Source organism: Streptomyces sp. CC208A (assembly GCF_030010625.1).
Classification (GTDB): domain Bacteria; phylum Actinomycetota; class Actinomycetes; order Streptomycetales; family Streptomycetaceae; genus Streptomyces.
Genome location: NZ_JASCXN010000010.1, coordinates 1 through 13,583, shown reverse-complemented (window position 1 = coordinate 13,583; position 13,583 = coordinate 1). Strand labels below are relative to the sequence as shown.

The 13,583-nt window shown below is 71.2% G+C and carries 11 protein-coding genes; 8 read left to right on the top strand and 3 right to left on the bottom strand.

What is annotated here, in order from left to right; translation table 11 throughout:
* Positions 1 to 288: 288 nt before the first annotated feature.
* From QK442_RS13355 to QK442_RS13340, 4 genes are all read left to right on the top strand, one after another.
* Positions 289 to 1,083, top strand: coding sequence for a toll/interleukin-1 receptor domain-containing protein (locus QK442_RS13355; RefSeq protein WP_282694133.1), 795 nt, complete (start codon positions 289 to 291; stop codon positions 1,081 to 1,083).
* Positions 1,080 to 3,065 carry a hypothetical protein gene (locus tag QK442_RS13350; RefSeq protein WP_282694132.1) on the top strand — a complete coding sequence of 662 codons (1,986 nt, stop codon included), beginning with the start codon at positions 1,080 to 1,082 and terminating at the stop codon, positions 3,063 to 3,065. The genes QK442_RS13355 and QK442_RS13350 overlap by 4 nt, the downstream gene beginning before the upstream one ends.
* Positions 3,062 to 4,396 carry a hypothetical protein gene (locus tag QK442_RS13345; RefSeq protein ID WP_282694131.1) on the top strand — a complete coding sequence of 445 codons (1,335 nt, stop codon included), beginning with the start codon at positions 3,062 to 3,064 and terminating at the stop codon, positions 4,394 to 4,396. The genes QK442_RS13350 and QK442_RS13345 overlap by 4 nt, the downstream gene beginning before the upstream one ends.
* Before the next feature lie 572 nt (positions 4,397 to 4,968).
* Positions 4,969 to 6,759, top strand: a complete 1,791-nt coding sequence (locus QK442_RS13340; RefSeq protein WP_282694130.1) for an ABC transporter ATP-binding protein — start codon at positions 4,969 to 4,971, stop codon at positions 6,757 to 6,759.
* Between the two features lie 379 nt (positions 6,760 to 7,138).
* Here QK442_RS13340 and QK442_RS13335 read toward each other — a convergent pair whose 3' ends face one another.
* Positions 7,139 to 8,377 carry a DUF418 domain-containing protein gene (locus QK442_RS13335; protein WP_282694129.1) on the bottom strand — a complete coding sequence of 413 codons (1,239 nt, stop codon included), beginning with the start codon at positions 8,375 to 8,377 and terminating at the stop codon, positions 7,139 to 7,141.
* Between the two features lie 377 nt (positions 8,378 to 8,754).
* Here QK442_RS13335 and QK442_RS13330 point away from each other — a divergent pair, with 377 nt between their 5' ends.
* Positions 8,755 to 9,435 (top strand): response regulator transcription factor, encoded by a 681-nt coding sequence (locus QK442_RS13330; protein ID WP_282694128.1) that lies wholly within the window; start codon positions 8,755 to 8,757, stop codon positions 9,433 to 9,435.
* Entirely contained in the window at positions 9,432 to 10,556 is a 1,125-nt protein-coding gene (locus QK442_RS13325) for a histidine kinase (protein ID WP_282694127.1), read from the top strand. Before QK442_RS13330 ends, QK442_RS13325 begins: the two co-directional genes overlap by 4 nt.
* A 414-nt stretch (positions 10,557 to 10,970) precedes the next feature.
* Here the strand turns inward: QK442_RS13325 and QK442_RS13320 are convergent, their stop codons facing one another.
* Entirely contained in the window at positions 10,971 to 11,633 is a 663-nt protein-coding gene (locus QK442_RS13320; protein WP_282694126.1) for an excalibur calcium-binding domain-containing protein, read from the bottom strand.
* Positions 11,634 to 11,880: 247 nt separating this feature from the next.
* On the opposite strand from QK442_RS13320, the gene QK442_RS13315 reads away from it, so the two are divergent.
* The gene (locus QK442_RS13315) at positions 11,881 to 12,132 is read left to right on the top strand and encodes a hypothetical protein (RefSeq protein ID WP_018845686.1); all 252 of its coding nucleotides are present in this window, start codon (positions 11,881 to 11,883) and stop codon (positions 12,130 to 12,132) included.
* Positions 12,132 to 12,524 carry a DNA-binding protein gene (locus QK442_RS13310; protein ID WP_282694125.1) on the top strand — a complete coding sequence of 131 codons (393 nt, stop codon included), beginning with the start codon at positions 12,132 to 12,134 and terminating at the stop codon, positions 12,522 to 12,524. Before QK442_RS13315 ends, QK442_RS13310 begins: the two co-directional genes overlap by 1 nt.
* A 240-nt stretch (positions 12,525 to 12,764) precedes the next feature.
* Here QK442_RS13310 and QK442_RS13305 read toward each other — a convergent pair whose 3' ends face one another.
* Positions 12,765 to 13,556 (bottom strand): site-specific integrase, encoded by a 792-nt coding sequence (locus QK442_RS13305; RefSeq protein WP_282694124.1) that lies wholly within the window; start codon positions 13,554 to 13,556, stop codon positions 12,765 to 12,767.
* Positions 13,557 to 13,583: the final 27 nt, after the last annotated feature.

Genomic DNA, 13,583 nt, shown 5'->3' with positions numbered 1-13,583 from the left:
TTCCCTCCCGGCACAGGCCCAAGCCCGGCCGGCTCGCCGGACCGCCCGCTTCTTCCAGCCCTACGGCGCCCTGGCGGCCCTCTCTGTCTCCGCCCGATGTGTCGCACCGCGCCCCGGCTTCCTCGGGCTGCCCGCGACCGGTGGCGCGCCGGGCGGTGCGCCTCCATCCGTACGTCCTCCGGGGATGCGCCATGCCGTCACACGGTCGGGACCTCTCACGGCACAGGCGGACCGCAGCTCCGCGCTCGTACCCGTTCGCCCCGTCCTCCTCTCACGAAGGGAACCTTCATGCCCGACGTCTTTGTCAACTACCGCACAGGCGACGAGGAATCCGCGGCGACCATGATCGCCCGTGAGCTCGCCCGGCGCTTCGGCGGCGAGCGGATCTTCTTCGCCAGCAGCTCGATCGAGCTCGGACGCCGCTTCCCGGCGGAACTGGTCAGGGCGGTGGAGGAGTGCGAGGCGCTCCTCGCCGTGATCGGCCCCCGCTGGGCGGAGGTGCTGGGGGCCGACGGCCGCCCCGCGCTCGAAGCCGAACAGGACTGGACCCGTCGTGAGATCCAGACCGCACTCGAGCGCGGGATCCTGGTGATCCCCGTGCTCGTCGGAAAGGCCACGCGGATCGACCGCGCCGTCCTCCCGGAGGACCTGCGAGAGCTGGCGGACTGCCAGTACAGGCGGTTCGACCACCGCAACGCCGAATCGGACCTGACGGCGCTCGGTGACGCCCTGGCCCGGCTGCTTCCCGAGCTGAGCGAGACGGACAGCGACGCCGGTGCGGCGCGGGAGCGGGCCGAGGCGAAGTCCCGCGAGAAGTCCGCCCAGAAGGCCGAGCACACCAGGATGCGGACGCGCGATGTCGAGCAGCGGGTGCGCGGTGGCATCGGAAATTTCAACGGCGACCTGTCCGGCACCTTCGTCAACGAGCCGCAGGGTCCCGTGAACACCGGCCTGGGCCACCAGTACAACGCCCCCCACTTCCAGGGCGACAACACCGGCGTCCAGTTCACCGCGGGCGACAACAGCGGCACGGTCCACCAGCGCTTCGAGCGCGAGCACCGGCGCTCGGACGACGGACGATGACCGATCAGGATCACGTCACCGTCAGCGATGCGCGCGGCCCGGTGAACAGCGGTGCGGGAGCCCAGTACGTCTTCTACGGCGTCGGCGCGGACTGGATGATCCGCAACGGGGTCGAATCCCTCCGCATCGCCCGCGAGGACCGGGTGCGGCTGGCCGACCGCTTCGTTCCGCCGGTGAAATACCGCGTCGCCGCCGACCGTCTGGAGAAGCCCGGATCGGTGGTGCTGCTGAAGGCTCCGCCCGGCAGCGGCCGCCGCGCCGCGGCGGTCATGCTGCTGCACGGGCTCGGTGAGAGCGGGGACGGCGACGAGGCGGGAGTCCGGTTCGAGGAGCTTCCCGTCACGGACAAGGACGAAGGCCCTCTTGCCCCTGGTGAGAGGGACCGCTTCCTCCTCGATCTCTCCGGGATCGCCGAAGAGGAGGCGTACGCCGCGGCCCAGCGCCGCCTGGCCGTGCGCCGGTCGCAGGTCCAGGAGGCGGGGGCCCACATGGTCGTCGTCCTGCCGTGGGGCATGGAACACGTCCAGGCGCCGGACCTCGAACCGCACACGGTGACGCTGGAGCGCCCCCGGGGCCTCGCCGTCGTCACCCGGCACCTCCGCATGGACCGGATGCCCTTCCGCTCCTCGGACCTGAGGGGTCCCGGCCTCCAGCGCCTGTGCGACCGCTCCCCCATGCGGGAGCTGGCACGGCTCGCGGGGCTGGTGAGGACCGCACGCGACAGCGGCCGGTTCGGCGTCGACTTCGCGGGATGGCTCGACCAGGCGATACACGCGGTGACCGACCGTGCCTACGAGGTGGGCCGGCAGGTGACCACGGTCCGCACCGCGCCCGAACGGGCCCTGCTGCTCGCGACGGCGGTGTTCGAAGAAGCCCACGCCGACCCCGTCCACGAGGCATGGCACGGCTTGATGAGGGCAGTGGGGCACACGGAAGAGGCGACGACCGAACTCGCGCGGGCGGACTTCGGGGAGCGATTGGCAGCCCTCGGGATCGAGCGGGCCCCGGACGGTCGGCTCCGCTTCGGACGGCTGGCCTACGCCGATGCGGTACGGGCGTACTTCTGGGCGAACTTCCCCGGCATACGCGACGATCTCAAGGAGTGGATCGGCCATGCCGCCGGACTGCGCGGCCTGACCACGGGCGACCGGATGAACGTCATTGCCCGCTTCGGCGAGCGATCCCTGGCCATCGGGCGACCCGATGACCTCTTCGACCTCGTGGTCCGCTGGGCGGACGACGCAACCGGGAAGTCCTGCGACCGGCGAGCCGTGGCGGCTCTCGAACTCGGCCTCCGCCACGAGGAGTTCGGAGGATGGTTCCGCAGGCGCATGTACGAGTGCGCGAGATCCAGTCCTCTGTCGGACGGTCTCGTCCGCGTCCTGACCGCCGCCTCCCTCCAGAGCCTCGGCGCCACGCACCCGCATCAGGCGGTGGTACGGCTCCACCACCTCGCCGTACGGAAGGGGGAAGCGGCGGGCGAGGCCCGGGAGGAACTCCTCGGCCTCGTCGGCCGCGACCACCGACTCCACCGGCTGCTGATCGACCGGCTACTGAACCGGACCCACCGGGATCCGTACGGCATGGCACCTCAACTCCAGCTGCTCACCGAGATGTTGATGAGCCGCCGAACACCGGACCCACCCCCGTGGCAGAACCTGTTCCGAGGCTGGGAGATGGTCTTCTCGCAACCGCCGACGGAGCTCTGGAACCCGCTGGTGAGCAGCTGGCTGGACGCCGTGGCGGACGACGGTACGCGGGAGACGGCGCTGGACGCGATGGTCAGGGCGACGCACGGCCGCACGGCTGCTCTTCGCCGCCTCTACGCCATCGCCTGCGGCTGGGCGGGGTCCACGCGCCACCCGTCCCGGGCGGCCGTCGCCGCCCGCTTCTGGCAGCACATCGACCACGCGCAGTACGCCCGCGCGGAGAGTGCGGATCGTACGGGCGCCGGACCACGGACCACGGAAGAGGCACGATGAAACACCGTTTTCCCAGCCTGCTGTTCGTCGTTCTCTGCGGCCTCACACCGGCCGTGCTGGGCAACCTCCTGCACTGGTCGTCCTGGCTGTGGGGCTTCATGTCCATGGTCACGGCCTCGGGCTCCCTGCTGCTGGTGATGGCGCTCCTCAGCAATGGCCGTTCCTCGGTTGATCCGTACGAGCCCGGGGAGCCCGAGCCGACCGCCGCGCCGGCGGAGCAGCCGTACCAGGAGACGCGGGTGATCGACGCAGCGCTGTCGAGCGCGACGGACGGTTACGACTTCCTTTTCTCCGCCACCGTGTGGTGGAGGCCGACCCCCGGCCACACCGACCGGGCCGACGGCGCCTCCTCGGCCCTCGCCGTGTCCTCGGTCGTCAGCCGGGCCCTGGAGGTCGTCCGCCACGAGGATCCCGGCCGGGCGAGCTTCGCGCGGTATCTCCTGGAAGGGGAGCTGGGCGTCCCGCTGACGGACCGGAGCGGACGGGTGGAGGCCATGGCGGCCGATGTGACGCTGAGCCTCGCCCCCGCCGACCGCGATCGTCTGCGGAAGCTGAACGACCTTCGCAAGGACGAGGAGATCTGGGAGTACGAGCGTCAGCACGAGCGCAACAAGCGGCGCTACCTCGGTGACGACGTGCTCAAGAGCGCGGGCAGCGCGGTGGTGTGGTGGCTGGCCCGTCACGAGAACGAGATCGAGAAGGCGGTCGACATGATCGGCCCGCTCGCCCGGATCGCGGCGGCGGCCAAGGACGAGGAGGTGCCCGAACTCTTCCGCCACCTGCTCGTCCCGCCCGTGGCCGCGCGGAGCGAGGCGACCGTCGGGGGCCCGCTGTGGGGCGGGGACGGCCAGGGAGGCGGGGCCTTCGCCCCCGAGGAGGAAGTAGGGGTCTCGGACCGGCTGCTTCTGTTGCTGGCTGCGGCGGGCCTGAAGCCGGACATGGACGGCTACACGGTGCTCGCGCACCGGGTGATGCGAAGCCTGGAAGCGGAGGGGCTGGACGAGGCCGCCGAGGAGATCAGGAGGACCTTCTTCCCGTCCTCCGACGAGAGCGAGGGCGGAGGGCCGGAGGGCGGGCCTTCGGACGAGGGGAACGCCACGGGGCCCTGGTCACCGGGCTTCCCCGCCCCTGAGGGCCCGCCGTTCACCGGCACAGGCACGGGTGCGTTCACGCCGGAGGCTGCGGAGAACGGTACGGGTGAACAGAACCAAGGCCGGTGGGGGACGGCCGAGGACGGCATGGCGTCTCCGTACTTCTGGGACACCTCGCACAGCCCGCACCGCCCGTCCGCGCCTCGCGCAGGGGACGAGGACCACGAGGGCGCGGGCTGACCCGGCAGACGGCCGGAAGAGTCGACCGGACGATGCTTGCGCGGCGGTCACGCGCCTGCGCCACCAGCCCCTGGTCCGGTCCGACCGTTCCCGCTGTCCCGCCCTCCAAGGGCCCGAGGAGGCGTGGACAGAAGCACCGCAAGAAGGGTCGGCCCGCCGCGCCCGACACGGCCTGCGGGTGAGCCCCGGGCAACGGGAATGGAAGCGGAACTCCGTTGCAAGCCTCTGGCCCGTGGAAACAGAGAAGCATCCCAGCACCGTCCCGGCGCGGTAGCGCGCTGCGGGAGCCGGAAAGTCCACACGCTCCCCCGAACGTCTCCCCCCTCAGGATCACCTCGGCCGGCCGACAGGCGATCTTCTCCAGCCACATGGCGGGGGTGCACCCGACGATCGCCGGATGGCCGGAGAGCTGTCCGGCGCTCAAGTCTGGTGGCGTGACACACCGTGCGCACGAGCGGGCCCCTGATGCCGACCGCCGGTCCCCCGGGCCGAGCCCCGGGGCCTCGTGCGGGACGGTGCCGTACGCCTGCCTCCGATGAGGGGCACGGCAGAGCACGTTGGGAAGGGATCTTGTGAACACCGCATCCGCCCCGGAGGCGACGGGTGCCGAGTCTCCGCGCGTCCGTGAGACGCTCAAGGCGCTGTACGGGTACGTCCGCCCGCACCGGTGGGCCGTCGTCGTCGGGCTGCTGCTGGCGCTGGCGGGGGCCGCCGGAGGGCTGCTGCAGCCGCTGGCCACGAAGGCGCTGGTCGACCGGCTCTCGTCCGGTGGCACGCTCACCACCGTTCTGCTGATGCTGACCGGGCTGGTGCTGCTGAGCACGGTGGCCGAGGCGTTCGGCGCCTATGTGCTGGAGCGGACGGCGGAGTCGGTGGTGCTGGCCGCTCGCCGCAGCCTGATCGGCCGGCTGCTGCGGCTGCGGCTCTCGGCGGTGGACCGGATGCAGCCGGGCGATCTGATGTCCCGGGTGACCTCCGACACCACGCTGCTGCGGGCCGTCAGCACCCAGGCGGTGGTCAACGCCGCGACCGGGACGCTGACGCTGATCGCGGCGGTCGTGGTGATGGCCTTCCTGGACGCCGTCCTGCTCGGCGTCACGCTCGGTGTGGTCGTGGTCGTCGGCGCGGGCGCCGCCCTGGTGATGCCGAGGATCGGGCAGGCCGCCGAGCGCGCGCAGGCCGCGGTCGGGGAGATGTCCACCGGCCTGGAGCGGGTCTTCGGCGCGTTCCGCACGGTGAAGGCGGCCGGCGCCGAGGAGCGGGAGGCCGCCCGCGTCGAGGCGTCGGCCCGGCGGGCATGGCGCCACGGCGTGCGCGGCGCGAAGTGGGAGGCCCTGCTGGGAACGGCGGACAACCTCGCCGTCGAGCTGGCGTTCCTCGCGGTGCTCACGGTCGGCGGGGCGCGGGTCGCGTCCGGGGACATCCCCGTCTCCACGCTCATCGCCTTCCTGCTGTACCTGTTCTACCTGATGGAGCCGGTGTACAAGCTGGTCGAGGCCGCCTCCGCGTACCAGGAGGGCGCGGCCGCGATCTCCCGGATCGAGGAGGTGGACCGCCTGGCGGCGGAGCCGCCGGCCACGTACAAGCCGGTGCGGACCGAGGTGCGTCCGGCTTCGGTCCGCTTCGAGGGCGTGTCCTTCCGCTACGGCCCCGGTCTGCCGTACATCCACCAGCAGGTGGACTTCGAGGTGCCCGGCGCCGGGATGACGGCCTTCGTCGGGCCTTCGGGCGCGGGCAAGTCGACGGTCTTCTCGCTCATCGAGCGGTTCCACGAGACGAGTGCCGGCCGGATCCTGGTCGACGGCAAGGACGTACGCCGGTGGCCGCTGTCCGAGCTGCGGTCCGTCATCGGGTACGTCGAGCAGGACGCGCCGGTCCTGGCCGGTACCCTGCGGGAGAACCTGGTCTTCGGGGCACCCGGCGCGACGGACGACGACATCCGCGCCGTCCTCGCCCGCACCAGACTCGACGCCCTCGTCGAGCGCCTCCCGCACGGCCTGGACACCCTGGTCGGGCACCGCGGCTCGAAGCTGTCCGGCGGCGAGCGCCAGCGCGTCGCGATCGCCCGCGCGCTGCTGCGTAAACCCCGGCTGCTGCTCCTGGACGAGGCGACCTCGCAGCTCGACGCCGTCAACGAGCTGGCGCTGCGGGACGTCATCGCCGAGACGGCGCGCGAGACCACCGTCCTGGTGGTGGCGCACCGCCTGTCGACGGTCACGGACGCGGACCGCATCGTCGTCATGGACGCCGGCACGGTCCGCGCGATCGGCACCCATGAGGAGCTGGTGGTCGAGGACGAGCTGTACGCGCAGCTCGCGGCCACCCAGCTCCTGACGGTTCCTGTGGGGCGCCTCGAAGGGTGAGACGGGTGCCCCCACGCCGGCTGCCCCCCGCCGTGCGGCGGGGGGCAGCCGGCGGACACCGGCGCGCCCCACGCGCATGGGGCTGAGGACGGCGCCCGCGTCACCAGGCGGTTCGCTCACCCGACTCGGCCTGCCGCCTCGCCCCGGAGTCCCGGAGTCCCGGAGTCCCGGTGCCCGTATCCGTAACGGCCGGCAGCCCGTTCCGTTCCCCGACCGCTGGACGCCCTCGGGCTTCGCCGACGCGGCCGCCGCGAACCCCGTCGTCCAGCCGGCCAGGACCACAGCCGAAGCCCGCAAGGGCGATCCCCTTGCGGGCCGGGCGGGTTGAGGTGGGTCATTCAGGCCGGGGGCAGGAAAGCCGAGTCGTCCCGGCCGGACCTCACCGGATGTACTTGGCGGGCCTGGTGGCGGTGTTGAGCAGCGACTCCAGCGGTCCGCGGCGGAAGAAGCGGGACCAGGCCGCGGCGAACACGATCGCCCCGAGGATGAACGTGAGCACGGGGATCCAGGACGTCTGGGTGCTCTCGCCGGCCGATACGCCGAGCACGGACTGGGCGAGGAAGTGGCCGACGTAGGCCGTCAGGGACATGGTGCCCACGGCGATGACGGGTTTCGCCAGGCGGCGCAGGCGCGGCAGGCGGTCCATGAGCACCGTCGCGCCCACGATCACGAGGATGGCGACGCCGACGCTGCCGATGATGTCGAACGTGGTGCCGCTGTGCGGCCCGGCGGACAGCAGTTCCGAGGCCGCCCGCTGGGAGGCCTCGAAGGATCCGCCGAACGACGACGCCTTCTCGAACCCGGCGGACGACGACTTCCCGTCCTCCGCCATGCTGCGCAGCGCGTTCGGGCCCGCAAGGAGCAGCGACAGGCCGTACGCGCCCGCCGTCAGGGCGGCACCGAGCGCGGCCAGGCGCCGCTGGACGGAGACGGCCGACAGGTCGAGGCGGGCCAGCGCCATCCCGGCGACCACGAACGACATCCAGGTGATCGTCGGGTAGAAGCCGGTGAGCAGCAGATCGAGCACGCCCACTTCGCTGAGCTTCTTGAGCGGGTCGTAGGCGTCGATGGTCTGCCGGACGGACTCGCTCAGCAGCGAGTTCAGGAAGAACGCCAGCTGCGGCGTGACGAGCGCGAGCCCCGCCGCGACGATCGCCAGCGTCTTGGCGGACAGCCGCAGCAGGGGCAGGGCGAGGAGGAAGTACACGCCGTAGAAGCCGAGGATGATCACGCCCCCGTACTCCATCGCCAGCACGGTGCCGAGCGCCAGCAGGACCACGGCGCGGATCACGATCCGGGCCTTCGCCTGCCGGCCCGCCAGGCCGGTCTTCGGCGCACGGCGGCCGGCGATCAGCATCAGCGAGAACCCGGCAAGGGTGGCGAACAGGACCGACGAGTGGCCGTCGGCCAGGTACCGGACCCAGGTGCCGACGCCGTCCGTGGCCGACAGCGCCGGGCCGATGTGCACGATGTACATGCCGAACACCGCCAGCGCGCGGGCCAGATCCACCCCGACCAGGCGTGCCGTCGAGGGACCGCCCGAGACCTTCCCGGCGGACCCGGGCGAGGCCGTGGACCGTAGGGCCGATGTCTCCTGCGGCGACTGTATCTGTGTCATACGGACAACCTCCCGGTGCCGCCAGGGGGCGGACCATCCGACAGGCTTCGGTGACACCCCCGCCGACCGGCCGGAACGGCCCCGCCGACCGGCGGACCCCCGTACCGCCCCCATCGGACGAGCACCCCGGCCACCGTCCTCCGAGCCTCGCCCGCCGGTCCGCCGACGGACCGGATCGCACCCCCCGAACGGCTGGAGCCCACCCGCCGGGTGTCCACAGTCCGCGGTGGTCGCGCCACCGCGTACCGTGCCGGACGTATGGTCGGCGGCAGGCGATCACCGTACGAGAAGAACGAGAAGAACGTGGCCGCCTCGATGCGGGGTGCGGGTCGCCGAGCAGCTGGACAGAGCAGACGAGAGTGTGAGGCGGGACGCCGGTGATCCGGGTAGTGGTGGTGGACGACGAGGCCCTGGTGCGGTCCGGTTTCCGGATGATCCTGAACGCCTCCGACGGCATCGAGGTCGTGGCGACCGCCGAAGGCGCCCAGGCGGCCGACGTCATCCGGCGCGAGGCGCCGGACGTCGTGCTCCTCGACATCCGCATGCCGGACGTGGACGGCCTGACCGTGCTGCGGCAGATCCGGGAACTGCCCGAGCCACCGCAGGTGGCCATGCTGACCACCTTCGACACCGACGAGTACGTCCTCACCGCGCTGCGCTCGGGAGCCGCCGGCTTCCTGCTCAAGGACACCGAACCCGAGCAGCTCGCCCAGCTGGTCCGCACCCTGGCCGCGGGCGGGGTGGTGATGTCCCCGAAGGCGTCACGCGCGCTGCTGCGCGGTCACCCGGGGGCGGGAGCGCCCCAGGACGCGGACGTGGCACGCGTGGGCCTGCTCAGCGACCGGGAACGCGACGTCCTCGTCCTGGTCGCCGAAGGACTCTCCAACGCCGACATCGGCACCCGCGTCCACCTGAGCGCGGGCACCGTCAAGGACCACGTCAGCTCGATCCTGACCAAACTGCGGGTCAGCAGCCGCGTCCAGGCCGCGCTCCTCGCCGAGCGGGCCGGGCTGCTCACCCACCACGACGACGACACGGCACGGGACGACGGACGATGAGCAGGGGCCGGGCGCTGTGGCGGCGGGTACCGCCCTGGGCCGTCGACGCGGGTCTCGTGGTACTGGCCGCGCTCGACGCGTGGATCAACCTCTTCGGCGAGGGCACATCCCTGATGTGGGCCTGCGCCGCCCTCGGCAGCGCGGCGCTGTTCCTGCGCAGGCGCTTCCCGCTGACCGTCTTCCTGCTGACCCTGCCCATGAGCCTGTTCATGGACGTGGCGGTCGCCCCGATCGCCGCCCTGTACACACTGGCGGCGTCCACCCGCAACCGCCCGCTGCTGGCCGGCTGCGCCCTGCTGAACGCGGCGGCGGGCACCCTCGCCTGGCCGCTGTCCGACGGGTTCACCGGCGACGACCGGACCTGGACGCTGGTCCAGTTCGTCTACACACTGGCCACGGCCACCGCCCCCATCCTCTTCGGCCAACTAGTCCAGGCCAGGCACGACGTGGCCCGCCGGCTCGTCGAGGTCAAGGAGGCCCGGGAACACGAACGCGCCCTGCACGCCCAGACCGTCCTCGCCCGCGAACGCGCCCAGCTGGCCCGCGAGATGCACGACGTCGTCTCCCACCAGGTCAGCCTCATCGCCGTCCAGGCCGGCGCCCTCCAGGTCGCGGCCAAGGACCCCGACGCCCGCGAGGCCGCCCGCACCATCCGCACCCTGAGCGCGAACACCCTCGACGAACTCCGCCACATGGTCACCCTGCTCCGCGCCTCCGGCGGCAAGGAGACCGAACTCGCCCCTCAACCCACCCTCGCCGATCTCCAACAGCTGATCGCCAACAGCGGCATCGAGGCGACCTTGGCCGGCGACCTTCCCCCCGACATCAGCACCACCGCCCAGCGCACCGTCTACCGCACGGTCCAGGAAGCCCTCACCAACGTACGCAAACACGCCCCCGGAGCCCGCGCCGACGTACGCCTCTGGCACGACGCCCACCACTTCGGCGTCACCGTCACCAACACCGCCCCCACCCGCCCGTCCGTCGCCCTCCCCAGCGCCCGACACGGCCTCATCGGTCTGAAAGAACGCGCCGAACTCCTCCACGGCACCCTCACCGCCCACCCCACCCCCCAAGGCGGCTACACGATCGAACTCCAAGCCCCCGCCCGACCCGCCTGACCCACCCACCCGATCCCCCGCCACGAAGGCCGACCACCCTCCCGGCACGGAAAAACCAAGGGCCCGGCCCCGAAGAGTCGGACCCTTTCTGACCTGCGATTCTGCGAGGTCAACGATCCGGCGGTGCTCCGCCCGTCACACGTTGAAGCGGAATGTCTGCGGTCTGATGCTGACCTGCAACGGAGCCCCCTCCAGGGCTCTGACCTGTCTTTCCCGGTTGGCATGCGTTGGCTCCCGACGGCCGTTTACGGGTGTCCTGCGGACTGGCTGCGGAGGCCGGGGCTCCGAGAGCGAGAAAGCGCCGCTGGACCGGCCTCCAGTGCGTTCGCCGACAGCTGGTCACTTCCGTAGCCCGAGATGCTGGGCCGCGTCGTACCCATGCCATGCGCCCAGACGCTGCCGGTGTCGGGGGCTTCAGTCGAGTTCGCAGCCGATGCCGTCACCGTCGCGGTCGAGGCGGTGAGGGTCTGAGGGGCCTACCCAAACGGGACCAGGAAGGTCTGAGCAGTCGACGCCGGGAACGCCCGCAGGAGGACCCGGGGGATATGAGCGGATGGTGTCCTCCGGCACTGTCGGTGCTGCGCTCTCCGGCGTCGGGCTCACCAGCCGTACGTCGGCGTCGACAATCACCCCGTTCCTGACCTCGTACGTGCCCTCGAAGGAACGCACGGTCCCATCCGCCTGCAGGGCGTCGAGCGTGACCGTGACCGCGCCGTCCTGGACATCGACGATGCGGACGGTGTCCTGAACGGTGTCGGCAAAGCCTGCCTGGAAGGACTCGTAGGAGCCGCCAAGGTTCTTGCCCCCGAGGTCCCACGCTCGTCGGTAGTCGCGCGCATTGATGGCAGCGAAATACGCCTCGACAGTGGAGGCCGCGTCAGCAGTGGGAGCTGCAGTCGGCTTCGGCGGGGTGGAAGGCGGCGTGGGAGTGGGCGTCGGCTCCGCTGTGACGGTCTGGGCCCTCGTGACCGTCGGACCCGTTTCCACCTTCCTCTCACCGGAGGAGCCACAGCCACCCGCCCCTGCGAGCGCCAGCGCCAGGAGAGAGGAGCAACCGGCAGACAGGATGCGGCGCATCGGATCACCTCGCGGAGCGGATCGCACTCACCTCAGTGTGCGCCGCCTGATTCGGCGGCGCCTGCGATCCCTGGTGACTCTTCCGACCCTGAAGGGGATGGCTTCTTGCTGAGCCGGGTGGACTTCGCCACGGACCAGCCCAGCCCGTGGAACCTCGATCGCATCTCCCCGCCGGCCCACTGCGACCGGTCTGTCCGTGAGGCCGTCCACCTCGCGAAGACTTACCACCGCCGGTAGGATTGGCGTCATGAGTGGTAGCAGGAAGTACTCGATCAGCCTGCCCGAGGATCTCGCCGAGGCCGTACGCGCCCATGTCGGGCCTGGCGGTTTCTCCGCCTACGTCGCCGAGGCTCTCGAACAGAGAGTCGCCATGGACAAGCTCCGGGAGATCGTCGCCGACTTCGAGACCGACAACGAAGCCCTCACCCGCGAAGAGGTCGAGGCCGCCCGGGCGCTGCTGCGCCACGACCACCGACAGGCCGGCGGGGCCGCCGCCTGATGCCCGGCACGCTCCTGCTCGACAGCGAAGGACTCTCGAAGCTCTACCGTAAGGACCGCACCGTCGTGGCTCTGGTCCAGGCGGCATCGGAAGAGGGTATCCGCGTCGCCACCAGCGCCATGACCACCCTCGAGGCCGACTACAAGCGCATCCACCCCGCCCGCATCAAGTGGGTCCTCTCCCGCGTCGACGTTCACGACGTCACCAAGGAGATCACCGACCAGGCCGCCGCGCTTCTGCGCGCCCATCACCTCCACGGCCACAAGTACGCCATTGATGCCGCCTTCGCTGCCATCGCCCGCAACGCACCCCGGCCGGTCACCGTCCTCACGTCCGACCCCGAGGACCTGACACTCCTGTGCGGCCCTTCCGTGGAAGTCGTCAAGGTCTGAGGCAACCTGACGCCGACCAGACCTGCCGCTGCCGCCCCACGCCACGGGGCAAGGACTCCACGCGGACAGACGCCTGTGCCCGACCTGCCAACAGGCGGGTCGGGCACAATTCTTGACGATACGTCACACATTGAAGCGGAATGTCACACACAGGGCTCTCACCTGCGGAAACGTCTCTCTGGAAGATCGTATCCAGCACCGATCCAGCACGGTAGGCGTTCATCCAGCACATCCAGCACGTCAGGCCGCAGCGTCGTACCCCGAGGGGTCCTCCGGTGCCTCCGGGCGCATGGCCTTCTGCATGATGTCACGGCAGCGGTCCCATGCCTCGGGGACGAGGTGACCGTAGATGTCCACGGTGGTCTTGATCGACTTGTGGCCGAGCCAGCGTGAGACCTCGCGGATCGGAACGCCGTTCGCCAACGCGGTCGAGGCGAAGAAGTGCCGGAGACTGCCGGGCGTGTACTTGGCCTTGCCGTCCGCATCGACCAGGCCGGCCGACACGCATGCCTTCCTGAAGTGGTAGCCGTAGGTGGAGGCGGTGGGCATCGCGCCCTTGCCGCGCCAGCGCGGGGCGAAGAAGACCTCCAACCGGCGTCGCTTGCCCCGCCGGCCGGGGAAGGTGACAGGAACCGGCTCCCATCGCGACAGGTGGGCGTCGATCTCCTGCTCGACGAACGGGGCGGCCGGGACGTCCCGGTACTCACCCTCCGTCCGGTGCTTGAGCGGCACGAAGACCGTGCGGCAGTCGCTGCGGTGAGCCTTGGCACTGACCTGCCAGCGGATCCTGACGAAGCCGGACCGGCGGCACTCGGCGGAGAAGGCCAGGACCTCGCTGGTGCGCTGGCCGGTACCCGATTGCAGGTAGACCGCGAGACGGTACTGCGGGGCGATGTGCGCCGCGATCAGATCGACTTCGCCCAGCATGGGAATCTCGTCCTCGTCCACCGCGCACGGAGCCGCCCGGGATATCCGGACGCCGCAGGCGGGATTCTCCGGGATGCGCTTGTCAGCGACGGCTGCCTCCAGCATGGATGCCACCATCACCATCCTGTCATT

Excerpts from the sequence above, each read along its gene's own strand:
- QK442_RS13315 (WP_018845686.1), top strand. The coding sequence starts at position 11,881 with ATGAGTGGTAGCAGGAAGTACTCGATCAGCCTGCCCGAGGATCTCGCC.
- QK442_RS13345 (WP_282694131.1), top strand. The coding sequence starts at position 3,062 with ATGAAACACCGTTTTCCCAGCCTGCTGTTCGTCGTTCTCTGCGGCCTC.
- QK442_RS13320 (WP_282694126.1), bottom strand. The coding sequence starts at position 11,633 with ATGCGCCGCATCCTGTCTGCCGGTTGCTCCTCTCTCCTGGCGCTGGCG.
- QK442_RS13310 (WP_282694125.1), top strand. The coding sequence starts at position 12,132 with ATGCCCGGCACGCTCCTGCTCGACAGCGAAGGACTCTCGAAGCTCTAC.
- QK442_RS13350 (WP_282694132.1), top strand. The coding sequence starts at position 1,080 with ATGACCGATCAGGATCACGTCACCGTCAGCGATGCGCGCGGCCCGGTG.
- QK442_RS13335 (WP_282694129.1), bottom strand. The coding sequence starts at position 8,377 with ATGACACAGATACAGTCGCCGCAGGAGACATCGGCCCTACGGTCCACG.
- QK442_RS13305 (WP_282694124.1), bottom strand. The coding sequence starts at position 13,556 with ATGCTGGAGGCAGCCGTCGCTGACAAGCGCATCCCGGAGAATCCCGCC.
- QK442_RS13355 (WP_282694133.1), top strand. The coding sequence starts at position 289 with ATGCCCGACGTCTTTGTCAACTACCGCACAGGCGACGAGGAATCCGCG.
- QK442_RS13325 (WP_282694127.1), top strand. The coding sequence starts at position 9,432 with ATGAGCAGGGGCCGGGCGCTGTGGCGGCGGGTACCGCCCTGGGCCGTC.